Source organism: Luteibacter sp. KNZ12-1A, from assembly GCF_056755675.1.
The window spans coordinates 1-24864 of sequence record NZ_JBPGXU010000059.1; the positions used below are offsets into that span (position 1 = coordinate 1).

Below are 24864 nucleotides of genomic sequence, written 5' to 3' on the forward strand. Positions count from 1 at the left end.
CCACCTCCCCACCCATCCCCCACCCCCCCCCCCCCGCCTCCCCAAATCAAGTACAAATCAAACCAGCGCTGCAACACCGCCCCCCCCGCGGGGGGGGGGCCCCCCCGCCCCGGGGGGCCCGGTCGACAGGCCATCTACGCTTATTCGACCCCGGTCACCCACACCTCCACGCGGCGATTGGGCGCCAGGCATCCGATCAACTGTCCACGCGGCGCGTCCTCGCAACCCTTCACCGGATCGGCTTCGCCCAGGCCCTCCGCGGTCACACGATCGGCGGGGATGCCTTGCGCCACGAGATAGCCCTTCACCGCCTCGGCGCGGCGCTGGGACAAGGCCCGGTTGTAGGCGTCGCTACCGAGACGATCGGTATAGCCGACGATGCGTACGGATCGCAGCTTGTCTCCCTGATCGCGCAGCGTCGTGGCCATCTCGTCCAGGCTGCCCTTGCCGGCTGGCGACAACTCGGCGCTGTCGAACGCGAAGAGTGCATCGGCGGACAGCACGCGCGGCTTGCGCGCCGCGACCGGCGCGGGGGCTACCGGGGCGGGAGCCGGCGCCGCTTCCTTGACGAAGTCGGCACACGCCTCGGGTTTCCAGTAGAAGCTGCGAGCCAGCTTGTCGTCGTCGAACAACACCTTGTACTGGCACACGGTCACTTCGTCGCTGCCGGGTTTGCGGAAGTTGAACACGTAGTTCCACTCCCTCACCCCCCAGATGCCTTCGCTGAAGTGGGGATACCCGATCAAGTCGGAGACCTGCTGCTTATTGAGCCCGGACCTCATCTGTCGCAAGTTCGACAGGTTGGGAAACGTGCCGTCCTTGTGCATGGGCGTGACCTCGCCTACCGCCGGCCACACCACTTCGCCTGCCGAGCGGCCGTCCTTCGCCACGTCGTGACTGATGTTTCCACAGGCCGCCAGTGCCAGTGCGAGCGAGACCACGGAGATGCCTTTCAACGATGCGCGCATGTTCTTGATTCCTTGGATAGCATTCATGGGTTCGCTCCTCACCACACCACGGCCGCGCCGACGCCCGCGCCCGCATCGCCGCGCGAGTTGGTCGTGGCGTTGAGCTTCAGCACGTAGCGTCCGCTCTCGGTAATGGTCGACATGCCGACGGCGATGCCGGTCTCGCCATGGAAGCTGCCCACCGCCACCGCCGCCGCGTTCTGATTCGGCTGGTAGGCCTGCGGCAGGCTCGACATGGCCATCGCCGAGGCGATGCCCGCGTTGGCGCGGTTGCCGATGCGATTGAGATCACGGTCGACGCTCTGGAAGCGCTGGTCGACATAGTCCTTGGTCCAGTTCTTCGCGCTCTCGATGGCCTGGTCCAGCTGGCCCACGTTTACCGCGTCGGTGCGGTTCACCCCCGCCGCCACGTTGGTGATGGTGCGTTCGTTGCCCACCGAACCGACGGAGACGGTGTTGGACTGGTTGGCCACCGAGCCCGCGCCGATCGCGACACTGTTGTCACCCGTGGCCGACGAACCCGCACCGATCGCCGTGCTGTTGTCGCCCGTGGCGGTCGAGGGCGTGTTGTTGTCCCCGCTGTTCTGGTAGGTATTGTTGGTCGTGCTGCCGCCACCTCCGGTCGGGAAGTTGTTGACGACATTGGACAGGTTGATGATCTGCGAGCCGAGCAACTCCAGCGTCTGGTTGGTGGCGTACAACTGCGATCCATTGATCGCGTCGGTGCTGCTGCCACTGATCCGGCCGGCCGCCAGGTTGGTGATCGTGCGCTCGGCGCCCAACGCGCCCACGCTCACCGTCGAACCCGGTGTCGTGCCCGCGAAAGCATAGGTGGTGCCATTGAGCGTGGTGCTCGCCGTACCCACCGCCGCATCCGTCGACGAACCCGCACCGAGTGCCACGCTGCCGGCGAACGCCGCCTGCGAACCCGCGCCCAGGGCCAGTGCCTGGATACCGTTGGACACCGCGTTGGTACCCAGCGCCACGCCATCGGCGAGGTTCACCGTGGCGTTCTGGCCGATCGCCGTGCCACCCGGCGCCGTCTGCTGCACGATGGCGCCGTTGCCCATGCCGATGCCGTTGTCGCCGTTCACCGTGGTCTGTGGACCGATCGCCACCGACTCGGCACCCGCCGCCAACGAATCGGAAGCGGTGGAGTTGGCGTGGAAGTACTTGATCGGCGTGACCGAGAAGGAACTCATCGCGCCCTTCAGCTGACGCAACGACACCGCGTCCTGGTCCTCCGTGCCGTCCGCCAGATTGGTGATCTGACGGAAATCCGTGGCGTTGCCCACGGATACCGCACCGAGCAGGGTGCGGTCGGTGGTGTTGTACGGAACCACGTTGGTGCCGACGAGGATCGAGCCGGAGGCAGGAGCGATCGCACGATCGGACACGGCACCCGAACCCAAGGCCACGCCGCCCAAGACGGATACGCCGGTGCCCTGGCCCAGGGCTGTCGCGTTATCCGCGGTGGCCGTCGCACCGACGCCCGCCGCCAGTGCATTGATGCCGGTCGCACCGTCGTTGGCGTAGTTACCGCCCTGCGTTCCGTTGTCATTGACGCTGTAGTAGTGGATGGCGTTGGCGGCCACCGTGTCGTTCAAGGTTTCCAGTGCCTGGTTGGTGGCGAACAGCTGCGAGCCGTTGATCGCATCCGTGCTGTTGCCGTTCACCTGTCCCGCCGCGACGTTCGTGATGGTGCGCTCGGCACCCACCGCACCGACACTCACGGTGCTGCCAGGCGTGGTCCCCGCGTAGGCATAGGTGTTGCCGGCGATGGTTCCGCTGGCGGTTTGCACCACCGTGCCCGTGGTGCTTCCCGCACCCAAAGCCACATCGCCCACGTTGGCACCGGCAGTGGCGCCGTTACCGATCGACACGGCGTTTTCCGTGTTGGCCGTCGATACCGGACCGATCGCCACGCTGTTCAATCCGTTCGGCAGGGAATCGGCCAGGTTGGAGTTGGCGTGGAAATACTTGATGCCACCGGTATCGATCTGGTTGAAGATCTGCTGCAACGAGCTGTACGTGTTGCCACCGTAGGTGATGCTGGTGTTGATCGTGCCGGTGGCCGGATCGTAGGTGGTGCCACCGCCGATCGTCGTGGCGATGGTGTCGCCCAGGTTGGTTACCGTGTTGCCGAGATTGGTGACGCTGGTACCCACCGTGCCGATCGCCTGGTTCGCCGCGAACAGCTGCGAGCCATTGATGGCATCGGTGCTGCCACCGTCGACACGGCCGGCCGCCACGTTGGTGATGGTCCTCTCCGCGCCGACCGCGCCCACGCTGACCGTCGAACCCGGCGTCGTGCCCGCGAACGCGTAGGTGGTGCCGTTGATCACCGTGCTGGCCGTACCCACCGCCGCGTCCGTCGACGAACCCGCACCCAGTGCCACGCTGCCGGCGAACGCCGCCTGCGAACCCGGGCCGAGTGCCAACGCCTGGATGCCGTTGGACACCGCGTTGGTACCCAGCGCCACGCCATCGGCGAGGTTCACCGTGGCGTTCTGGCCGATCGCCGTGCCGCCCGGCGCCGTCTGCTGCACGATGGCGCCGTTGCCCATGCCGATGCCGTTGTCGCCGTTCACCGTGGTCTGCGGACCGATCGCCACCGACTCGGCACCTGCCGCCAACGAGTCGGCGGCCGTGGAATTGGCGTGGAAGTACTTGATCGGCGTGACCGAGAAGGAACTCATTGCGCCCTTCAACTGACGCAGCGTCACGGCATCCTGGTCCTCCGTACCATCCGCCACGTTGGTGATCTGGCGGAAGTCGGTGGCATTGCCCACGGATACCGAGCCGAGCAGATTGCGGTCGGTGGTGTTGTACGGAATGACGTTGGTGCCGACGAGGATCGAGCCGGAGGTGGGAGCGATCGCGCGATCGGATACCGCGCCGGAACCCAGCGCCACGCCACCGAGTACCGACACACCGGTGCCCTGACCGAGCGCGGTGCCGTTGTCGGCGGTGGCCGTGGCGCCGACACCCGCCGCCAGCGCGTTGAGGCCGCTGGCGCCGTCGTTGGCGTAGTTCCCGCCAGGAGTGCCGTTATCGTTGACGCTGTAGTAGTGCACGGCACCCGCGGTCACGTCGCCACCGATCTGGTTGAAGATCTGCTGCAGCGAGCTATAGGTGTTGCCGCCATAGGTGACGCTGGTGGTGATGTTGCCTGTGCTGGGATCGTAGGTGGTGCCGCCACCGATCGTGGTGGCGATGGTGTTGCCCAGGTTGGTCACCGTATTGCCGAGGTTGGTGACACTCGTGCCCAACGTTCCGACGGCCTGATTGGTCGCGAACAACTGCGAGCCATTGATGGCATCGGTGCTGCCGCCATCGATGCGCCCCGCCGCCAGGTTGGTGATGGTGCGTTCCGCACCCCCGGCACCGACGCTCACCGTGCTTCCGGGGTTCGTACCCGCGAAGGCATAGGTCGTACCGTTGATGGAGGCACTCGTCGTGCCGACCGCCGCGGTGGTGGTCGAACCGGAGCCCAGCGCGACATCGTTCGCGTTGTTCGCCGTGGCCGCGTTGCCGAAGGCTACCGAGCCGGCGCCGAGTGCGCTGCTGGCGTTGCCCAGGGCGACGGAGCCGACACCCTGGGCGTTATTGCCGTTACCGGCCGCCACCGCGCCATCGCCATTCGCCGTGTTGTTCGAGCCAACGGTCACGGCGCCGTTGCCGATGGCGGAGTTCGGATCGCCGATGGCGACCGCGCCGTTGCCGTTGGCGGTCTGCGCTTCGCCCAGCGCGACCGCACCCAGGCCACCGAGCACCTGCGAGTTGTGACCCGCGGCGAACGAACCCGCACCGGCACCGGCGGCAACCGTATTCGTGTCGCCGATCGCGACCGTGGAGGCCGCCTGCGCCTGTGACGACGTACCGGCCGCCACGCTGTTGATCCCCGATGCGGTGTTCGCGCGGCCCAGCGCCAGCGCATTCGTCGCCGTCGCGGAACTGCCGCCCACGGCGGTGCTGTTCGTGCCCGACGCCAGCGTGAAGTTACCTATGCCGACCGCACCCACGCCACTGGCGACGATATCGATACCCAGCGCGATGGCGTTGTTCGCCGTGGCACCGCCGCCCGCCACGCCGCTTTGAAGTGCGCCCACGTAGATGGAATTGATTCCCGTCGCCTTCGCCTGCCTGCCGATGGCGATGGCGTCGGCCTGGCTCGCGTTCGCCTGCAAGCCCATGCCGATCGAGTAGAGGCCCGACGAACTCACGTCCGTGCCGATGGCGATGGCCGATTCGGCCGATGCACCCGTCCCGACGGTGCGGGATCCGAGGTAGACCGCATTGAGGGCGGTCGAGTAGGCCTGCCAGCCAATGGCGGTCGCGTGGGCGAATACGCTTTGCGACGAAAGGCCTACCGCTGTCGCTCCTTCCCCCGTGGCTACCGTGAAACCGCCAAGGGCGGTGGCCTGTCCGTTGTTTGCGGCGGCGAACGTACCCAAGGCCACGGCGTTGGGCGCACCGGTGACCTTCGCACCCCAACCGCCCGCGAAGCTATTGGTCGAAGCGGCGTCGACCATGACACCGGTATTGGCGCCGATGGCAATGCTGCCCGCGCCGGCCACGGTGATCTGGTTGCCGATGGCTGTCGAGTTGACGCCGGTCGCGTTGGTCGCATAACCGAGCGCAGTGCTTTCAAGACCGGTCGCATGAGCCGACAAGCCAAGCGCGACGTTAGATGAATCGTTTGCGATGGCCTGGGTTCCGATGGCGACCGCATTCGGTCCGGACGCCGTGACGTCCGTGCCGATGCCGATCGCGCCACCGGCGAGCGCGCCCGTGCCGTTAGCGGTACGCGCACCGATGTAAACGGAATTGATCGCATTGGAATAGGCTCCGAAGCCAACGGCAATTCCGTTCTGGGCATTGACAGTCGAGCTATAGCCGAGCGCCAGGGCGCCCAATACGTTGGCTCTTGCCAGCGACCCGATAGCCGTTGCCCCGATGCCGCTGCTCGCAGCCCCATAGCCCATGCACGATGCGGTGCTGTTATAGGCGTTGTAAGGCGCCGCCGTGCAGTCGACCGCCTGTGCCGCCGCCGATCCGCTCCATCCGATCCACCCTGTCGCCAGCAACAGGGTCAAGGCCATGGGGGCGAGGCCGCGTGATGGGGATCGGTGCCGGCCTTGTCCCGAGCTGCCACCGCGGTGGCACGTCGCTATCTCCGAAGCGACCACGAGCTGGTTCAGCGCGCGGTTCCAGACTTTGCTATGTATCTTGTTCATACGATTTCCTTCTGCAGGGGCTGATGCACCGGGGGAACGTGGTTGGGAACTGAAACGCAGGCGCGCAAAGGGCCGCGAACGCAGGAACGCGTCCGGGTGGAGGGCTGGAGGTTTTTATTTACGGCCGCGCGCGAACGCGCACGGACGTCATACGTCCCGTCGGGCGACGAGAAGGCTCAGATCGAGCTTGGTCGTAATCGCGAGCGTGCAGTGGGCGGGGGGTGCTGGGCCGCCATTAGGGGAAACCGGGAGCTTCCGGGTCGGGGAACGCTGGAATGGTTTCGGCCCAGGCAATGGCCTGTCCGGAAATTCCGCTCGCTAATCCACCTGGATGGGTACGAATTATCCATCGCGTGTGCCACTCCCCCTGCAGCTTTCTTCCATGGTTCAGCCGGCATCGATGCCGGAACATGACCCGTGGTTTTTTTATAACGCAATTACTCCTACAGGAAAGATATGCACGATCTAAATCGTGACGTCTATCTCACAAAATCATCACACTTTTTTGATGTCGATTTTCAGGACAAAGATGGCACGTCGGTTGCTTCGACGCGCAAGGATGCACTGTTCCGGCAAAAGCGGTAGTGGGGCAAGAAGATGAGCTTCTTAGCTGCGATTGAAGTATCGGCTGGCATTCGCACGCGCGGGCCGGTAGATATCACCAACCCTTTCAGTTCACCACGCCATGGATCTCCGCGACATAACCGCCGGGAAACCTGACCATGGCCGCGCGGCGGTCGCCTTCGGGGTGCGCTTCCACGACTACCGTCGCTCCGCTGTCACGTGCGCGGCGAAGCGTGGCATCGAGGTCGCCGACTTCATAACCGGCAAGTTCGGTGCCATAAGGCCAGTCGAGGTGGCCGTCGGTCACCAGCACCGTCGCCCTGCCGAAACCCGAGACGAGACGGATACGCCGGTACGTGCCAGCGCCGCGACCGATTTCCACCGCGGATGCGTGGCGCTCGTCCGAGAGCACCCTGCCATGCGCGAACGCCACGAATGCCTTCACGAACGCGTCCGCCGACTGGACCGGGAGATAGATGCGATTCTCCGGCACATGGTCCAGCGGCGCGGACTCCGCTTTCTTCGTGTGCCAGTAGAACTGCATGTTCACACCGCCGGGAAAGGTGACCACCGCATCGCGGCCGATGGGATCGTCGAAAGGCGCCACCAGGGTCGCGGCGCCAGCGGCGTTGGCAGCCTTGACCGCTTCGTCCACGTCGGTGACGAGATAGCCCGTGCGCTCCTGCCCGAAGGGATACGGTACCGGCGTCTGGAAACCGAATACGGAGATCGCGCCGGAGGGCGTGCGAACCACCTGCGAGGTCGTCTTCGATGGAGTCGGGGTCACCGTGACGACCACCGGGGTCGTCGGCTGGCCGGCGAAGGTGGCGGCGAAGCTACGGACGAAGGCGTCCAGATCCGCGGCGGCGACGTACACATGGGTCGTGTCGTATTGGGGACCGACCGAGAAGTCCCGCGTCGAAGCGAAGGCGGCCGGCACGATCGCCAGCGACAGGGTGGCAAGGAGAATCTGCGTTCGAGTCATGATGTATTACCGCGCCTCCGGTAGACGTTTCGCCGTGGGAAGGCGGAGGGTATGTGGCGGCCGCATGGGAAGATAGAACGTTTGGGATGTCGCCGGGTGGTTTTGTGCAAGCTTGTTCTTGTAGAGAGCAGGCATGTACGTTAGAGCCTGGCTCATCGCCTTTTTCGGACTACACATGCGTGGATGCGAGGCACACGACGCGGTCATCCTGGCTGCCGAGGGCAATCATCGGCTGGACACGCCGAAGCAACTGCTGACGGTCGCCGGTGAAACCTTGCTCCAGCGTACCGTCCGCATGGTCAAGGCCACCGGCCCGACCCATCTGATGGTGGTGTTGGGCGCGCATGCCGAACGGCTGGCTCCCTTGGTGACCGGTACCGCCATCCTGTTCGACCCTACATGGGAAGAAGGCGTGGCCTCGTCCCTGCGTCGCGCGGCGGCGGCACTGGCCGGCCGGTCATACCCCTTGCTGGTCGCCGTGGCTGACCAGCCTTGCCTCACCCAGGAGCACCTCGACAAATTGCTGGTCGCCTATGACGGCAGCTGTGACGTGGTATCGGCTTATGGAGATGCCCTGGGTCCACCGGCGTTGCTTCGTCCACAGACGCTGGCCCAGGCAGGTGCGCTCCGTGGCGATGCCGCCTTCCGCCGCCTATGGGCTGGCGGGCATCCGGCGGCCATTCGTCGCGACGCCTTGGCTCGCGGCCTGGACACTCCTGAAGACGTGGCCGATGCGGTTCGTGCGGGGCTTATCGACGGCTAGCGGGGCATGCGGACTGCGGCGTGATACGCATGTCAGGAGATCGCCATGACTTGGGCCTGCCCGCTACCGCTCCAGCACGGTCTAATGACATCGCTGGACAATGCCGATGGTTATGGCTGGTAAAGACCACAGGGGGAACTGCTTTGAATATACGCACCCGAGCTCCCGGCTACCAATGGATATTGGCGATGCTGCTCGTCGCCCTGGCGTTACTTGGCCATGCCACCGCGGCCCGAGCCGACGATGCGGACGACCCTTACGCCTGCGAGACCGGGATGTTCACGGATGCCGCCAAAGCCATCGGGTTCGCTGGCGGTGACGCCTTATGGGGCGACACCATGGTCAATGCGTGCCGCTACGACCCAGGCCGCGATAACCGCGTCATCGTTGCCCTGACCTATCTCGCGGGAGAGGAGAAGAGCGGCCAGAAATCCAACGACGACTCCAAATTCATGCGCGATCTCGATGTCATCGTCCTTGACCCGGATCAACACAAGGTCATGGCACATGCGCACGAAGACGCGGCTGTCGAAGACGGCGGCGCTCGCCTCGAAAGCATCGGCATCGATACGGCACGATACATGCTGGCTCCCGGTCTGCGTGCTTTTGGAGTGAGTGTGAATAATGAAACTCACTGCACTTGTGCGAATAACAGTTCCACGAATCTCAAGCTATACGTGCAACACGGTCATCGGCTCGACAACGTCGCCACCATCGAAATCCGTTCCAGACAGGCAGGCTATGAGATGGGTGCGGAAATCCCAGCCGCTTGCACTTCGACCGCTACGCAAAAGAAAACCGTCATCAATATCGCCAAAACCAGTAGCCACGGTCTGGCCGATCTACAACTCGTCACTACAGTGACGGGGGAATACGACTTCGACGAAGATCCTTCCAAGTGCCCGGCACTCAAACCGACGAAAACGATAACGACACTTCATTTCGATGGCGCGACGTATAAATAGCGCCTAACCAATCATGACGAGGCCTTTCGGCAGGGGCGGGCGTCGCCCGTCTACCCCTAGGATGACCTGAGAACAAGGAGAACGAACCGTGTCGACGGAAGATTGGCTGAAACAAGGTATCAGCGCCGCTTGGTGGGTCTTGTTGGCCTGGTGGATATGGAGTTCGAGGGGTAACAAGAATGCCACGCGCGGCGAGCCGTGGCATACCCGAATGCTGCTCTATTGGATACCACTGGTGGTGGCGTTCGGCTTACTCGGGCCGGGCGACTGGTTCGGTCACACCTGGTTGCGCGAGGGCATCATGCCGCATACGGTGCCCGTGTTCGCTGTTTCGCTGGTCATCGTCGTCGTGGGGGTGGGGCTGGCCATTTGGTCGCGCGTACTCTTGGGGCGCAACTGGAGCAGCGTCGTCCAGATAAAGCGCGACCACGAACTTGTGGAGGCTGGTCCATATCGATACATTCGCCATCCCATCTACACCGGTATCCTGATCGCGTTCATCGGAACCGCGGCGAAGGAGGGCGACGTCCGTGGGATAGTCGCCATCTTGATACTTTTCGCGTCGTTCTGGCGGAAGCTACGGATGGAGGAGCGGATGCTTGGGGAAACATTCGGTGAGACGTACGCCGCATACAAGAGACGTACGAAGGCGTTGATTCCCGGGATTCTCTGAAGCCCATCCATTCGCACTCCGTTTGACGACACTCAAGATTCGTCTTGAAGGCATCACTCAATATTACTTGCGCGCGGCGATGATCTCGCTCAGGTAATCGGGAGTACCCTCGATACGTACCAGATGCGGGTATTGCAGACCGCCGTGATAGTCCACCGGGATCGTACGGTAGCGGCCCTGATACTTCACCGTCAGCGCGATGGGTGTCTTGCTGTCCTTGGCGGCGGTAATCGCGCTGGCCAGGGCGTCCTTGGAATAGGTGTTGCCGTCGACGGCGACCACGGTGGCGCCGGTGCTGACGCCAGCCTTGAACGCAGGACCGTCCCAGCGCACGTCGTTGACCTTGCCGCTGTCGGTCATCGTCAGGCCGATCGACCACGTGAAGTTGAGTAGATGGCGGGGGGATTGGGGCCGTCCGTCCGCCTGCTTCTCGTACTCGCTTTCTTTCTCGTCGTAAATCAGCTTCCAGCCCGTGGCCGCGAGGCCATCCTGAAGTGGCGGGTTCAGCGTATTGACGTGCGCGCTCAGGAAGCTTGCCCAATCGTACTTGGCGACACCGTTCAAGGCTGCCACCACGTCGTCGAACGTGTAGATCCTTGGCACATAGCTACCGTTGTCGACGCCGAAGAACGCGCGCGCGAAATCGTCGAGCGACTGCTTGTCGTGCGTCAGGTTGCGAAGCTTGGCGTCGACGGCCAGCCACATCAGCTGGCCCCCGCTGTAGTAATCCTCACTCATCTGCCAGCTGCGGTACGGCAAGGCCGAGCGCCTGGCGACAGTCGGGTCGTTCGTGGTGTCTTCGAGGGTGCGCCACTGGAAACCTTCGCGGTTGCGCTCGTAGTTGGCCGCGACCATGGCCAACCCGTCGCGAAACTGTTGTGGTGTCCACATGCCGGCGCGCGCGGTCAGTACGAAGCCCCAATACTGCGTCTGCCCTTCGTAGACCCACAGGAGCGAATCGCCCATCGGTACGTTGAAGTTGGGTGTCCACAAGTCAGCTGGGCGACGGAACTTGCCGTTCCACGAATGCGTGTATTCATGGGCCAACAGGTCGCGTTCTGACGCTGCCTCCTTCCAGGCCGTGAAGTAGTCGGCACCCAGGCCGTCTTCGCTGGACTGGTGGTGTTCCGTACCGTTGCCAGCCAATTGATCCGATAGCGAGAACAGGAAGTCGTAGTGATCGTAATGATGCGATCCGAAGAGCTTCACCGCCTGTGTTACCAGCGCGCGATGCACCGCGACCTGCTCAGGCGTCATCTCGAGGTATTTCGGCTCGTCGGCGACGACGTCCAGGTACACCGGAGCCTTGTCGCCCGGGTTGAGCGCGACACGCTTGAAGTACTGGCCCGCATAGACTGGCGAGTCGATCAGGTTCTCCAATGTCACCGGTTTGAAGGTCGTGGTGTCACCCGACTTCGAAGCCGTTTCCAGTGCGGTACCGAGCTGCCAGCCGTGCGGCAACGTCAGGCTGGGCGCGAAGGTGATGCCACGTGAAAAGTAGCCTGCGGGGTATAGCGCCACCTTGCTCCATTCCATGGCCATCATGCGGTCGGTGATCTCGAAGTCCGCGCTATCCTCGCGCTCCGACAGATACTGGAATTCCGCTTCGACGGTAGAGACACCCGCGGGCACATCCACGTGGAACGCGTAGACGTTGTACTCGTCGCGCTTCCACGCGAGTGGCTTGCCATTGGCGCTGAGCTTGAGGCCGGCGAGCATCGCGATCGGGCCGGTCGGCGAGTGATCGCCGGGAATCCACTGCGGGTATAGCAGGGTCAACGCGCCTGCTTTCACCGGAATGGTTTCATGGACGCGGAAGATGCCCTGCATGGTGTCGTTGGCGTCGACGTGGATGGCCACCGTTCCGACATAGGGCGAGTCCTGCGGTGGTGGAACTTGATCGGAAACCGTCTGTTGTGCACCAGCTGTGCCTGCTGCGAGCGCCATCGTCAGGGCTACGACAGGGCGCAAGAACTTGCGCCTGGTGGTAGCCGGGGAACCAGCAAGAATGAGTGGGTACATGAAGGACTCGCGGTGGATGGAGAGGGACGCATGCGAACGATGCGTCGGCTGCTCATCATAAACCGGCTGAGTGGAATTTCATGACAGAGACATCGTCCTTGAACATGGGTGACGCACACCCCTATCGTGGACGGTATAAAGGCTTCCACGGCGCCACCTTGTCAGAACAGCTCACCCTGTGGCGACACAATCCGCGGCGCCACAAACCCCGACGTATCCAACACCGTATCCCAAGCCCGATCCAACCCAGCCTTCCGCATCGCCACCTGCACCCGATTCCGAATAATGTCCGCAAACACCCCCTGCCCGCGCATCCGCGTCGCGAAGTTCGCGTCGTAATCCTTCCCGCCATTCATCTGCTGGATCAGGCTGATGATGTGCGCCGCACGATCCGGGTAATGCAACTCCAACCACTCCCGGAACAGCTGCTTGAGTTCATGCGGCAAGCGCACGCACGTATACCCGATCGAGTTCGCCCCGGCCACACCCGCCTGTTCGATGATCGCCTCCAGATCACGCTCGTTGAGCGCCGGGATGATCGGCGCAACAAGCACGCCCACGGGAACACCCGCGTTCGCCAATGTCTCCACCGCCTTCATCCGCCGATGCGGCGCACTCGCACGCGGCTCCAGCTTCGACGCCAGCTTGTTGTCCAGGGAATTGATCGAGAGGAACACCTGCACCAGCTTGCGCTCCGCCATCGGCACGAGGAGGTCGAGGTCGCGCTCGATCAGCGCGTTCTTCGTGACGATGGTGCAGGGGTGATTGCACTCGTTGAGCAACGCCAGCGCGGCGCGCGTGAGGCGCCACTTCTTCTCGATCGGCTGGTAGGGATCGGTGTTGCTGCCGATGTTGATCGGCTTGCATACGTAACTCCGCTTGGACAGTTCCGCGCGGAGGATCTCCTCCAGGTTGGTCTTGGCGAACAGCTTGGTCTCGAAGTCGAGACCGGGCGAAAGGTTGAGGTAGGCGTGCGAGGGGCGCGCATAGCAATAGATGCAGCCATGCTCACAGCCACGGTAAGGATTGGTCGCCTGGTCGAAACCGACGTCCGGGGAGTCGTTCCGCGTGATGACGCTGCGCGCCAGTTCCTCGCGCACTTCGGTGGCGGGGCGGCTTTCGTCGTCTTCGCGGTGCCAGCCGTCGTCCTCGGCCTGGAAGCGCGTGGATTCGAAGCGGCCTTCCGGATTCGAGGCGGCGCCGCGGCCCTTGTGCTGGCGAATCATGGGGATCGGGTCTGACATCGTACAAATGTACGACCTCTCCGTCTCAAATAACGCGATACGGCGACGACAGGGCCAAGGGCGAGCGTGAATGCGACAAGAAAACCGTCGTGGGCGGGTGCTCCAATCGACGCCCATCGCCGGCCGACGTGCCGCGATGTCCGTCCCCAAAGGAGATCCACCCATGTTGCACCGCTCGCTCCTCCGTATCGCCATGCTGGCTACCCTGGCCGCCAGCCCGGCGGCCTTCGCCGCCGACAAGCCCACCGTCGTCCTCGTGCATGGCGCCTTCGCCGATGCCTCCAGCTGGAACGGCGTCGTCGAACAGCTGCACAAGGATGGCTACACCGTGGTCGCCGCGGCGAATCCGCTGCGTAGCGTGAAGTCCGACGCCGCGTATATCGCCGATGTCGTGAAGGGCATCAAGACACCGGTCGTGCTGGTCGGCCATTCCTACGGTGGCTCGGTGATCACCGAGGCAGCCGAGGGGCAGGACAACGTGAAGGCCCTGGTCTACGTTTCCGCGTTCTCGCCGGAAGTGGGTGAAACCGCCGCTGGCCTCTCGGGCAAGTTCCCCGGCAGCACGCTCGGTCCCGCCCTGGCGCCGCCGGTCGACCTGTCCAATGGCGACAAGGACCTCTACGTGCAGCAGGACAAGTTCCCGGCGCAGTTCGCCGGTGACGTCCCGGTCAAGCAGGCCACCGTGATGGCCGCCGAGCAGCGCCCGATCACCGCCTCGGCATTGAACGAAGCCGAGACTGCGGCAGCGTGGAAGCACATCCCGTCGTGGCACATCTACGGCGACGCCGACAAGAACATTCCGCCTGCGTCGATGGCCTTCATGGCCGAGCGTGCGAAGTCGAAGAAGACCGTGGTGGTGAAGGGCGCTTCACACGTCGTGATGATCTCGCACCCGAAGGACGTGGCCAGCCTGATCGAGAAGGCTGCGAAGGGCGACTGAGCCAGGCACGCTAGAGCTTCGCGAGATCCGGTGAGTCGTAACTCACCGACTTGAGCCCGTCCACCTGGCGCAACGCATCGGCCAGCGCGGCAAGCTGGTCGTGGCGGACGGGTTTGGCGAAGAAGATGGTGACAACGTCGTCGCCATCTTCTTCGCGACGTAGCACGGTCTTGGTAAACGGCAGGTGCTGTTCGGCGAGCGCCGTTTCACACGCGGCCAATGCGTTCGTGCCGGTGAGCCTCGCAACGAGGCGCGGCCTTCGACCCTTCCTCCCCGTGAAGCGACGCTCCACCGGTTTCAGCAAGGCGAGGATCACCCAGATGATCGCGGTGGCCATGACGGCTGCCGCATAGAGGCCGCTACCGGCGGCGAGCCCCACCGATGCCACGGCCCACAAGCTCGCGGCCGTCGTGAGGCCGCGCACGATCTGGTCGCGTTCCACGAACAGGATCGTGCCGGCGCCGAGGAAGCCGACGCCACTGATGACCTGGGCGGCGATACGCGAAGGGTCCAGCACCACGTGCGGCGCGTTGATGACATCCGCGAAACCGAAGGCGGACACCACGATCGCCAGCGCGGCGCCCACGCCGACGAGCATGTGCGTGCGCAGCCCGGCCGTCCATTCCAGCCTTCCGCGGTTGAGGCCGATGATGCCGCTCAGGGCGGCGGCGGTGGCCAGGCGAAAGAAGATGTCGAAGGGATCGAGGCTCATGACGCCAACGTACGACGTGGCCGATAAAGACGCCGTGACCTGCGGCAGCTTCACATGCCATGGTGGGAGCCGACCCTGTCGGCGATGGGTGCTTGCCTCGATCTGGCCCGCTGCGGGTGCTTGCCTCACCCTGGCCCGCTGCCGCGGGATCGCCGACAAGGTCGGCTCCCACCGGGTAAAAAGCCGGCGGCCTCGCGGCCGCCGGCTTGCATCACCCGCGATATCGCGTGGCTCAATGCTCCAGCGGGATATCCTTCGTCTCGCGGACGAAGAACAACCCGACGATGAAGGTCATCAACGCCACGGCCACCGGGTACCAGAGCCCGTAGTAGATGTCGCCCTTCCAGGCCACCAGCATGAAGCCGATGGTCGGTACGAAGCCGCCGAACCAGCCATTGCCGATGTGGTACGGCAGGCTCATCGAGGTGTAGCGGATGCGCGTCGGGAACATCTCCACCAGCCACGCGGCGATCGGACCGTAGACCATCGTCACGTAGAGCACGAGGATCGCCAGCAGCAACACCAGCATCGGGTAGTTGGATTGCGCCGGGTCGGCCTTTTCCGGATACCCGGCGGCCTTGACCTGCGCCGCCACCTTCGCGGTGAATTCCTTGCTCTGCGCGGTGAATGCCGCTTTGTCGAGGCCCGTGCCTTCGAATGACTCGATCACGTCCTCGCCGATCTTCACCGTGGCCAGCGTGCCTGCCGGCGCCTCGGCGTTTGTATACGGAATACCCTTCTTGGCCAGCACGCTCTTGGCGACGTCGCACGAGCTGGTGAAGGTCTTCTTGCCGACGGGATCGAACTGGAACGTGCATGCGTTCGGATCGGCGGTGACCACCACAGGCGCCGAGGCGGCCGCGGCTTCCACGGCGGGATTGCCGAAGTGGGTAAGGCCCTTGAAGATCGGGAACATCGTCAGCGCGGCGATGAGGCAACCGGCCAGCACGATGGTCTTGCGGCCGATCTTGTCGGACAGCCAGCCAAAGAACACGAAGAATGGCGTGCCGATGAGTAGCGCGGCGGCGATCAACAGGTTCGCCGTGGTGCCGTCGATCTTCAGGCTCTGGGTCAGGAAGTACAGCGAATAGAACTGGCCCGTATACCAGACCACCGCCTGGCCGGCCGTGGCACCGAGCAGCGCGAAGATCACCAGCTTCAGGTTCTTCCATTGGCCGAAGGCTTCCGTGAGCGGTGCCTTCGACTGCTTGCCCTCCGCCTTCATCTGCTTGAACACCGGCGACTCTTGCAACTGCAACCGGATGTACACCGACACGCCGACCAGCACCGCCGAGATCAGGAACGGGATGCGCCAGCCCCAGGCTTCGAACTGCTCGGTACCCAGGCCGAGACGCGTACCGAGGATCACCAGCAGCGACAGGAACAAGCCGAAGGTCGCGGTGATCTGGATGAAGCTGGTGTACAGGCCACGCTTGCCCTGTGGCGCATGCTCCGCGACATAGGTCGCCGCGCCACCGTATTCGCCGCCGAGCGCCAGGCCTTGCAGCAATCGCAGCAGGATGAGCAGGACGGGCGCGAGGACACCCATCGTCGAATACCCGGGTAGCACGCCGACCAGGAAGGTCGAGGTACCCATGATGACGATGGTGATGAGGAACGTGTACTTGCGTCCGATCAGGTCGCCCACGCGACCGAACACGATCGCGCCGAACGGGCGCACCGCGAAACCGGCGGCGAAGGCGAGCAGCGCGAAGATGAACTGGCTGGTCTCGTTCAGGCCGGTGAAGAACTGCTTGCCGATGATCGCGGCGAGCGATCCATAGAGGTAGAAGTCATACCACTCGAAGACCGTGCCGAGGCTGGACGCGAAGATCACGCGCTTGTGGCTGGTTCCAATCGTGCCGTCGGCTCGAAGGCCGCCTGCGGTAGTCGCCATATCGGTCTCCAATCAGAACCGGTAGTTGCCGTTGAGGGTGAACTCGTTCGCCGACGTCTTTTGCCGGCCGAGGCCATTGGTCGTGGTCGAATCGAGATTGGAATGGATCCATTCCACGCTGAGGTCGTACGAACCGGCGGTGTATTGCAGGCTGAGCGCTTGCTGGCGGTTCTTCAACAAACCGGCCGTGTTCGGCGCGCGCCAGCGCAGCACGTCACCCTCGTCGGGCTTGCTGGCCGAGGCGAAGCCGTAGACGCTCCAGTTCGGGGTGAACTTGTAGCCCACCTGGAGATAGCCGCCCTTGTCCTTGATGTCGCCGAACTGAGAGAGGTCGCCGAAGATCTGGCCGATGGCGTTACCCGTGTAGAGAGCGCTCTTCACGATGAAATTGCCCGGCATCCACATGCCGCCCACTTCGAACGCCGTGCTCTTGATGTTGCTCTTGATCGGCGTGATCACCGTGCCGTCCACGCCGTGCAGGTCCATCTTGCTGTAGTGGCCGGCGGCGAAGGCCTGCCAGTTGCCGCCCTTCGCCGTGATCCGCGCCTCGACCTGCGGCTTGAAGCCGGCATTGCCCGCCGTGAGGTAGTTCGTGGTCAGGCCGGGGCCGTTCCAGCTGCCTTCGAGCACGGCGAGGTCGAAGCGCCACTTGGTGCCCGTCGAGCCATGGTTGAGATCCTGCATCCAGATCACGCCCGGGTAGCGCCAACCGATGACGCCGGTGCCGTAGCCCAGCGGGAAGGCAATATGCGAGAGCGACTGCGGGATATAGTCGAGCGGGAACATGAGGTCCCACATCTGGCCCACGCGGAACGTGGTGCCCGTGTCCGCGTTGGTGATGTCCATGTATGCCTGGCGCAGGCGTGGCGTCGGCTGCTGCTGGCTGTAGGGACCGGTGCCGTTGAAGCCACCGAAGAAGTCCATCTCGATGCGGCCGCCGCCGCCCCAGTTCTCGGTGAACTTGGCGCCGGTGAAATCGAGCCAGAAGCGCGTATTGCGGATGTCCACGCCGCTGAGCGAATCGTTCACGCGGCCACCCTGGCCGGGAATCGGGTATTCGGCGTTGGCGCCGTTGCCGAAGGTGTATCCCTTGCTCTGGGTGAACGCGTTGGCGTTGATGAAGCCATGCAGCGCCACGGATACGCCGGGTGCCGAGGTGAACGTGGGCTTGGCCGGTACCGCGGCCACGGTCTTCTCGACCTTGGCGACCTTGTCGTCGGTCTGCTGGGCCTGCGTCTGCGCGGCTTGCGCCGTGGCCGTGGCCTGCGTGGTGGCTGCCTTTTGTTCCTGGATCATGGCCTTCAGCTCGGCGAGCTGTTGCTCGAGCTGGTTCACCCTGGACTCGAGTTCCGCTTCGCGGCTCGACGTCTTCTTCGATTTGGACTGGGCATGGGCCGTGTCCGGTACCGCCGCCATGGGCAGCATGAGGGCACAGGCCACACTCAGGGCGATGGCCTTGCGGCCACCGGAACGGATCGTCTTCATCATGGTCTCCCCAACCATTGGCGAGCCGAGCATGTGACACACCCGGGTGGGGTGCCATTCGCCAAAGGTCGAACCTCGACCAAAGTCGTAGCGGTGTCGCAGCTTTATGTTGCGCCGCGAGGCTAAACTTCGGGCATAGCCCCACGTACCCTCGTCTCCAGGAGCAAGCATGTCCGACATCCATCCGGTCGATCCCGCCTTCGCCGCCCAGGCGCGCGTCCGCAAGGGCGACTATGAGCGCATGTACGCGCGTTCCATCCAGGACCCCGAAGGCTTCTGGAAGGAGATGAGCGAACGGCTGGACTGGATCGTGCCGCCGACGAAGATCAAGGACGTGTCGTTCGACCCGGCCGACCTGCATATCCGCTGGTACGAGGACGGCCAGCTCAACGTCTCGGCCAACTGCCTCGACCGCCACCTCGACCGGCGCGGCGACAAGACGGCCATCATTTTCGAAGGCGACGATCCGGGCGAATCGCGCAGCATCACCTATCGGGAGTTGCACGCCGAGGTATGCAAGTTCGCCAACACGCTGAAGAACCTGGGCGTGACCAAGGGCGACCGCGTGGTGATCTACCTTCCGATGATCCCCGAGGCGGCCGTGGCGATGCTCGCTTGCGCGCGCATCGGCGCGGTGCATTCGGTGGTGTTCGGTGGCTTCTCGCCCGATTCCCTGGCCAGCCGCATCGCCGATTCCGGCGCCAAGCTGATCGTCACGGCCGACGAGGGCTGCCGTGGCGGCAAGAAGATCCCGCTCAAGGCCAACGTGGACGAATCGCTGACCCGGCCGCGCACCAACAGCGTGGAAACCGTGATCGTGGTGCGCCGCACCGGCGGGGCCATCAACCTGCAATCGCCGCGCGACCGCTGGTACCACACGCTGATGGAAGGGCAGTCCGCCGATTGCGCCTATGAGCCGATGAACGCGGAAGACCCACTCTTCACCCTTTACACCTCCGGTTCCACTGGCCAGCCCAAGGGCGTGCTGCACACCAGCGGCGGTTACCTCGTCTATACCAGCCTTACGCACGAGTTGACCTTCGACCTGCGCGAGGACGACATCTACTGGTGCACGGCCGACGTGGGCTGGATCACCGGTCACAGTTACGTCGTCTACGGCCCGCTTGCCAATGGCGCCACCGTGGTGATGTTCGACGGCGTGCCGAACTATCCGGACTTCAGCCGTTTCTGGCAGGTGGTCGACAAGCACAAGGTCACGCTCTTCTACACCGCGCCCACCGCCATCCGCGCGTTGATGCGCGAGGGCGACGGGCCCGTGAAGAAAACCTCGCGCAAGAGCCTGCGCCTGCTCGGCACGGTGGGCGAGCCGATCAACCCCGAGGCGTGGAACTGGTATTACCGAGTGGTGGGTGAAGAGCGCTGCCCGATCGTGGACACGTGGTGGCAGACGGAAACCGGCGGCTTCCTCATCACGCCGTTCCCCGGCGCGACCGACCTGAAACCGGGCTCGGCGACGCTGCCGTTCTTCGGCATCGTGCCGGCCATCGTCGATGCCGAGGGCCGGCAGCAGGAAGGCGCCTGCAGCGGCAACCTGGTGATCACGGATTCGTGGCCGGGACAGATGCGCACCGTCTACGGCGATCACCAGCGCTTCATCGACACCTACTTCAAGACCTATCCGGGCAATTACTTCACCGGCGACGGCGCACGCCGCGACGAGGATGGCTACTACTGGATCACCGGCCGTGTGGACGACGTGATCAATGTGTCCGGCCATCGCATCGGTACCGCCGAGGTGGAGAGCGCGCTCGTGGCGCATCCGAAAGTGGCGGAGGCGGCGGTGGTCGGTTGCCCGCACGACATCAAGGGACAGGGCATCTATGCCTTCGTCACCCTCAATGCGGGTGAAACGGGCAGCGACGAGCTGGTCAAGGAATTGATCGCCGGCGTGCGCAAGGAGATCGGTCCCATCGCGGCGCCCGATCACCTGCAATGGGCACCGGGCCTGCCGAAGACGCGATCGGGCAAGATCATGCGCCGCATCCTGCGCAAGATCGCGGAAAACCAGCCCGATCAACTGGGCGATGTGTCCACGCTGGCGGATCCGGGCGTGGTGAAGAACCTCGTGGAAGAACGGTTGATCAAATAGCCCATGTCCGATGTCCTGATCGCAGACGACCATCCGCTGTTTCGCGACGCCTTGCAGCGTGCGGTGCTGGCGGCGCTGCCGGACGCCACCGTGCACACCGCCGACAGTGTGCCCGCGCTGTTCGCCCTGATCGAATCCCTGCCCGATGCGGACCTGCTGTTGATGGATCTGCACATGCCGGGAGCCCGGGGTTACTCGGCGCTCGCGCATATTCGCGGGCAGTATCCGGGCTTGCCGACGATCGTCGTGTCCGGCCACGAGGAAGGGCAGATCGCCCGGCGCGCGCTTGCGCACGGCGCATCCGCGTACATCCCGAAATCGGCGGCGGTGGAACAGATCGTCGAGGCGGTGCGCGCCGTCCTCGATGGCGACGTGTGGTTGCCGCACCAGTTGGTCGGTGGCAGCGTGGAACTGAAGGCGGATGAAGCCGACGTGGCCGCCCGCGTGGCCTCGCTCACGCCACAGCAGTTCCGCGTGCTCACGATGATCGCGGAAGGTTTGCTCAACAAGCAGATCGCCTACGACCTGGGCGTGTCCGAGGCGACGGTGAAGGCGCACATGACGGCGATCATGCGCAAATTGGGCGTCTCGAATCGTACCCAGGTCGCGCTGGCGGCAAGCCACCTGGATGTGGAGAAGGAAACCTTCCCGGGCATTTCCCAGGAAGGTTGATTCACGCCGCGTGCGTGCCGGTTCGTTTTGCCAGCGCGACCAGCAAGGCACGAAGCGCGGCGGGGCGCACCGGTTTATGCAGCAGGGGATAGCCCAGCGTGCGTGCGCGTTGCTTCAGTTCCGTGCTGCCATCCGCCGTGACCATCGCCGCCGGTGGCATCGGCACGATCTTCGTGCCGAGCAGGTGCAATGCCTCCAGCCCATCCATCTCATCGCCGAGATGATAATCGGCAAGGATGAGGTCGACGTGCGTCGTGGAAAGAATGTCCATCGCCGTATCGACATCGACGGCGAGGCGACAATCGACACCCCAACGCCCGAGCAGCGCACGCATCCCTTCGAGGATGGTCTCGTCGTTGTCCAGGCAGAGCACGGTGAGTGGCAACTGTTCGCCGCCACCCGGACGCACGACGGCGGGAGCACGCTTACGCGACACCGCTTCGGTACGCGGCACGGAGATACTGAAGCAACTGCCATGCCCCACGCGCGAACGCAGGCCGAGCGCATGGCCGAGAATGCCGGCGAGACGATCGCAGATGGAAAGTCCCAGGCCGAGGCCTTTTTCGCCCCAGGGCGAAGGGCGTTCCAACCGCTGGAATTCACCGAAGATCCGCGCTTGCTGTTCGTCGGCGATGCCGGGGCCACTGTCCCAGACTTCGATGCGTGCCTGCTCGCCGTTACGACGAACGCCCAATACGACACCGCCGGCACGCGTGTATCGCAACGCGTTGGAAAGGAAGTTCGCCACGATACGTCGCAGTAACTGCGCATCGCTACGTACCGACAACGACGTCGGCACGACGTGCAAGGTCAGCCCACGCTGCTCGGCGACCACGGCGAACTGTTGCCGCAACGAGTCGAACAGGTCGGCTAGCGCGAAGGGCGCGATTTCGGGACGGTAGCTGCCGGCATCGAGTCGCGACACATCGAGCAAGGCATCGAGCAAGTCTTCCGCGGCGCGGAACGAGGCATCGATACGTTCCGCGAGTTGGGCCGCTTCGCTGTCGAGGCCCGGGTGTTGCCGAAGCGCGGAAGTAAAGAGACGCGCGGCATTCAGGGGTTGGAGAAGGTCATGGCTGGCTGCGGCGAGGAAGCGCGTTTTCGACGCGTTGGCCGCTTCCGCCTCGCGGCGCGCGATCGCCGTCGCGGTCAAGGCCTCGGACAATTCCGCCGTACGCACATCCACGCGCTGCTCGAGCGTTTCGTTCGCATCGATCAAGGCCTGCTCGACCGATTTGTATGCCGTGACATCGGTGAAGGTCGTCACGAAGCCGCCACCGGGCAAGGCACGTCCGCGCATTTCGATCACGGTACCGTCCGGCCGTACGCGCTGGAACACGTGTGGCGAGCCGGCGCGCATGTAGCGGATGCGCTTGGCCACGTGTTCGTCCACCTCACCGGGACCGCACTCGCCATGTTCGGCGTTCCAGCGGATCAGGTCGGCGACGGGCAGGCCGACGTAGACCATGCCTTCCGGGTAATCGAACAATTCCAGATAGCGACGGTTCCACGCAACCAATCGCATCTCGCCGTCGACCACGCTGATGCCTTGAGAGACATTCTCCAGCGTCGTCGACAACAACTCGCGGTTGAAGCGCAGTTCCTGTGACGCCTCGTCCATGAGGGCCATGGCTTCCGCGATATCCAGGCCCGTGCCGGACAGCGCACCCATGAGGATACGCCGCGCACTGGCCGCGCCGACGGCACTGGCGAGGAGGCGTTCGGTGAACTGGATGAGCGGACGGTCGGCGGAGTCGGTGGGGGAGAGCGTCACGCCGTGACGTTGTCCATATTCATTGAATGCGCGCACGGTTACCCGATCGCCGACGATGCGGCCAGCGATCGTGCCCAGGTCGCGTACGGTCACGCGACCGCGCCAATCGCCGGCGCCGGTCGCGCTGCGCACGAACGGGTCGACGAAGAGCGCCGCGTGCAGGCGCTCGGCCACGCTCGGGCGGAAACGCAGCGAGATGAAGATGAGACAGCCGACATTGAACAGCAGCGACCAGAACGTGCCGTGCGTGACGGACTCCCATCCCGACAGGTGGAACAGCTCGGTCGGTTTCAGCCAGCCGATGCCGAAGGGGCCGTCGTCCATCCATGCGGGGTGCAACCACCCCGCACGCGTCATCGCGGGAAGCAGCAAGGTATACGCCCAGACGATGAAACCCGCCAACAAGCCGATGTAAACGCCGACACGGCTCGCGCCACGCCAGTACAGCGCCGATACGATGGCCGGTGCGAACTGCGCCACCGCCGCAAACGACAGCAGGCCCGTCGCGGCGAGGTTCTCGGCATCCGCGATCACGCGGTAGTACATGTAGGCGAGGCCGGCGAGCGCCACGATGGCGATACGGCGCACAAGCAATACGATGTTCGACAGGTCGCCGCGCCGCTCGAGGTCGAGGCGCTTCACGCGCAGCAAGGCAGGCATCACCAGGTCGTTGCTGATCATGGTCGCCAGCGCGACGGCGGCCACGATGACCATGCCAGTGGCGGCGGAGAACCCTCCGACGAAGGCGAGCAGGGCCATGCCGTTGTCGCCGAGCGCGATCGGCAGATTCAGCACCCATGCGTCCACATGGCCCTGCGTCACCTGCGGCAGGTGGAGACCGGCGCTGACGATCGGCAGCACGGCCACCGAGATCAGGATCATGTAGAGCGGGAAGAACCAGCGCGCACGACGCAGGTCGCGCGGGTCTTCGCACTCGACGACGCCGATCTGGAATTGCCTCGGCAGGCAGAACATCGCGCAGAAGGCGAGCAGGGTCTGCGCGACGAAGCCGGGTGGCATGCTGCCTTTCTCCACCTGGAGCATGGGCGCGCGCATGGTCTCGACGAGGCCTGGTCCATGCAGGTAGGCATAGACGCCGATGGCGACGAAAGCCAGCAGCTTCACCAGCGATTCCACCGCCACGGCCAGCATCATGCCGTGGTGATGTTCCGTGGCGTCGATGTTGCGGGTGCCGAACAGGATGGCGAACACGGCGAGCAGGGCGGCACACCACAGCGCGGTATCTCCGAACCACCAGGCGGTACTGCCCGAGCCCAGCACGGAGAACGACATCGCAACGGCTTTGAACTGCAACGCGATGTACGGAATGATCGCGACCACGGCGATGATCGCGACAAGCGCGGCGAGACCGTGCGACTTGCCGAATCGCGCGGCGATGAAGTCCGCAATCGAGGTGATGTTTCGCTCGCGGGCCACGAGCACCAGCCGTTCGAGCAGGCCGAAGCCCAGGACGAAGAGGAGCAGGGGCCCGAGGTAGATCGGAAGGTAGGACAAGCCGGAGCGTGCGGCGGTACCGACCGCGCCATAGAACGTCCACGAGGAGCAGTACACCGCCAACGCCAAACTGTAGACGACGGGACGCAACTTGGGCTGTCGTGGATATAGCGGGCGGCGGTCTCCCACATAGGCGATCGCGAAGAGAAGGCCCACATAGAGCAGCGACACCAGCAGCAACAGCCAGCCTGCGATCACGAATGGCGCTCCCCGTATGGCACGGGGGTCATTCTAGGGCCTGACGGTGCGTGTTGCCGATCCGTGCCTTGAATTGCCGCGAGGAGCATCGCCGACAGGGTCGGCTCCCACCAGATAGCTGTCTCTTATACACATCT

Annotated in this window: 15 protein-coding genes; 6 read left to right on the forward strand and 9 right to left on the reverse strand. The window is 64.2% G+C overall.

The window, feature by feature from the left end:
* Positions 1-140: 140 nt before the first annotated feature.
* The 3 genes from ACR9ZJ_RS12645 to ACR9ZJ_RS12655 all read right to left on the reverse strand — a co-directional run bounded on the left by ACR9ZJ_RS12645 (position 141) and on the right by ACR9ZJ_RS12655 (position 7757).
* Positions 141-995, reverse strand: coding sequence for an outer membrane protein assembly factor BamE (locus tag ACR9ZJ_RS12645; RefSeq protein ID WP_481287942.1), 855 nt, complete (start codon positions 993-995; stop codon positions 141-143).
* An 11-nt stretch (positions 996-1006) separates the two neighbouring features.
* Entirely contained in the window at positions 1007-6208 is a 5202-nt protein-coding gene (locus ACR9ZJ_RS12650; RefSeq protein WP_481287943.1) for a YadA-like family protein, read from the reverse strand.
* A gap of 670 nt (positions 6209-6878) precedes the next feature.
* Positions 6879-7757, reverse strand: a complete 879-nt coding sequence (locus ACR9ZJ_RS12655; protein WP_481287944.1) for a VOC family protein — start codon at positions 7755-7757, stop codon at positions 6879-6881.
* Between the two features lie 175 nt (positions 7758-7932).
* On the opposite strand from ACR9ZJ_RS12655, the gene ACR9ZJ_RS12660 reads away from it, so the two are divergent.
* The 3 genes from ACR9ZJ_RS12660 (at position 7933) to ACR9ZJ_RS12670 (ending at position 10158) form a co-directional block, all read left to right on the forward strand.
* Positions 7933-8520, forward strand: a complete 588-nt coding sequence (locus ACR9ZJ_RS12660; RefSeq protein WP_481287945.1) for a nucleotidyltransferase family protein — start codon at positions 7933-7935, stop codon at positions 8518-8520.
* A 188-nt stretch (positions 8521-8708) separates the two neighbouring features.
* Complete coding sequence (locus tag ACR9ZJ_RS12665; protein WP_481287946.1) at positions 8709-9485, forward strand: PA3715 family protein; 777 nt, start codon at positions 8709-8711, stop codon at positions 9483-9485.
* An 88-nt stretch (positions 9486-9573) separates the two neighbouring features.
* Positions 9574-10158: a methyltransferase family protein gene (locus tag ACR9ZJ_RS12670; protein ID WP_481287947.1), complete on the forward strand. Its 585-nt coding sequence runs from the start codon at positions 9574-9576 to the stop codon at positions 10156-10158.
* A gap of 63 nt (positions 10159-10221) precedes the next feature.
* Here ACR9ZJ_RS12670 and ACR9ZJ_RS12675 read toward each other — a convergent pair whose 3' ends face one another.
* Positions 10222-12105 (reverse strand): M61 family metallopeptidase, encoded by a 1884-nt coding sequence (locus ACR9ZJ_RS12675; RefSeq protein WP_481287953.1) that lies wholly within the window; start codon positions 12103-12105, stop codon positions 10222-10224.
* Between the two features lie 236 nt (positions 12106-12341).
* Positions 12342-13406 carry a PA0069 family radical SAM protein gene (locus tag ACR9ZJ_RS12680; RefSeq protein ID WP_481287948.1) on the reverse strand — a complete coding sequence of 355 codons (1065 nt, stop codon included), beginning with the start codon at positions 13404-13406 and terminating at the stop codon, positions 12342-12344.
* 181 nt (positions 13407-13587) lie between these two features.
* Between ACR9ZJ_RS12680 and ACR9ZJ_RS12685 the strand changes: the two genes are divergently transcribed.
* A complete protein-coding gene (locus ACR9ZJ_RS12685) occupies positions 13588-14364 on the forward strand; it encodes an alpha/beta fold hydrolase (protein WP_481282020.1) in 777 nt (258 codons plus the stop codon).
* Between the two features lie 10 nt (positions 14365-14374).
* Here the strand turns inward: ACR9ZJ_RS12685 and ACR9ZJ_RS12690 are convergent, their stop codons facing one another.
* The 3 genes from ACR9ZJ_RS12690 to ACR9ZJ_RS12700 all read right to left on the reverse strand — a co-directional run bounded on the left by ACR9ZJ_RS12690 (position 14375) and on the right by ACR9ZJ_RS12700 (position 18461).
* Entirely contained in the window at positions 14375-15076 is a 702-nt protein-coding gene (locus tag ACR9ZJ_RS12690) for an MgtC/SapB family protein (RefSeq protein WP_481287949.1), read from the reverse strand.
* 232 nt (positions 15077-15308) lie between these two features.
* Positions 15309-16973, reverse strand: coding sequence for an MFS transporter (locus tag ACR9ZJ_RS12695; protein WP_481287950.1), 1665 nt, complete (start codon positions 16971-16973; stop codon positions 15309-15311).
* 12 nt (positions 16974-16985) lie between these two features.
* Entirely contained in the window at positions 16986-18461 is a 1476-nt protein-coding gene (locus ACR9ZJ_RS12700) for a hypothetical protein (protein WP_481287951.1), read from the reverse strand.
* A 166-nt stretch (positions 18462-18627) separates the two neighbouring features.
* Here ACR9ZJ_RS12700 and acs point away from each other — a divergent pair, with 166 nt between their 5' ends.
* Positions 18628-20568, forward strand: a complete 1941-nt coding sequence (acs, locus tag ACR9ZJ_RS12705) for an acetate--CoA ligase (RefSeq protein WP_481282024.1) — start codon at positions 18628-18630, stop codon at positions 20566-20568.
* Positions 20569-20571: 3 nt separating this feature from the next.
* Complete coding sequence (locus tag ACR9ZJ_RS12710; protein ID WP_481282025.1) at positions 20572-21240, forward strand: response regulator transcription factor; 669 nt, start codon at positions 20572-20574, stop codon at positions 21238-21240.
* A gap of 1 nt (position 21241) precedes the next feature.
* Here ACR9ZJ_RS12710 and ACR9ZJ_RS12715 read toward each other — a convergent pair whose 3' ends face one another.
* Complete coding sequence (locus tag ACR9ZJ_RS12715; protein ID WP_481287952.1) at positions 21242-24727, reverse strand: hybrid sensor histidine kinase/response regulator; 3486 nt, start codon at positions 24725-24727, stop codon at positions 21242-21244.
* Positions 24728-24864: the final 137 nt, after the last annotated feature.

What these genes read in the sequence shown, in the direction of transcription:
- ACR9ZJ_RS12645 (WP_481287942.1), bottom strand. Translation starts at nt 995, where the DNA reads ATGAATGCTATCCAAGGAATCAAGAACATGCGCGCATCGTTGAAAGGC.
- ACR9ZJ_RS12650 (WP_481287943.1), bottom strand. Translation starts at nt 6,208, where the DNA reads ATGAACAAGATACATAGCAAAGTCTGGAACCGCGCGCTGAACCAGCTC.
- ACR9ZJ_RS12655 (WP_481287944.1), bottom strand. Translation starts at nt 7,757, where the DNA reads ATGACTCGAACGCAGATTCTCCTTGCCACCCTGTCGCTGGCGATCGTG.
- ACR9ZJ_RS12660 (WP_481287945.1), top strand. Translation starts at nt 7,933, where the DNA reads ATGCGTGGATGCGAGGCACACGACGCGGTCATCCTGGCTGCCGAGGGC.
- ACR9ZJ_RS12665 (WP_481287946.1), top strand. Translation starts at nt 8,709, where the DNA reads ATGCTGCTCGTCGCCCTGGCGTTACTTGGCCATGCCACCGCGGCCCGA.
- ACR9ZJ_RS12675 (WP_481287953.1), bottom strand. Translation starts at nt 12,105, where the DNA reads ATGGCGCTCGCAGCAGGCACAGCTGGTGCACAACAGACGGTTTCCGAT.
- ACR9ZJ_RS12680 (WP_481287948.1), bottom strand. Translation starts at nt 13,406, where the DNA reads ATGATTCGCCAGCACAAGGGCCGCGGCGCCGCCTCGAATCCGGAAGGC.
- ACR9ZJ_RS12685 (WP_481282020.1), top strand. Translation starts at nt 13,588, where the DNA reads ATGTTGCACCGCTCGCTCCTCCGTATCGCCATGCTGGCTACCCTGGCC.
- ACR9ZJ_RS12690 (WP_481287949.1), bottom strand. Translation starts at nt 15,076, where the DNA reads ATGAGCCTCGATCCCTTCGACATCTTCTTTCGCCTGGCCACCGCCGCC.
- ACR9ZJ_RS12695 (WP_481287950.1), bottom strand. Translation starts at nt 16,973, where the DNA reads ATGGCGACTACCGCAGGCGGCCTTCGAGCCGACGGCACGATTGGAACC.
- ACR9ZJ_RS12700 (WP_481287951.1), bottom strand. Translation starts at nt 18,461, where the DNA reads ATGATGAAGACGATCCGTTCCGGTGGCCGCAAGGCCATCGCCCTGAGT.
- acs (WP_481282024.1), top strand. Translation starts at nt 18,628, where the DNA reads ATGTCCGACATCCATCCGGTCGATCCCGCCTTCGCCGCCCAGGCGCGC.
- ACR9ZJ_RS12710 (WP_481282025.1), top strand. Translation starts at nt 20,572, where the DNA reads ATGTCCGATGTCCTGATCGCAGACGACCATCCGCTGTTTCGCGACGCC.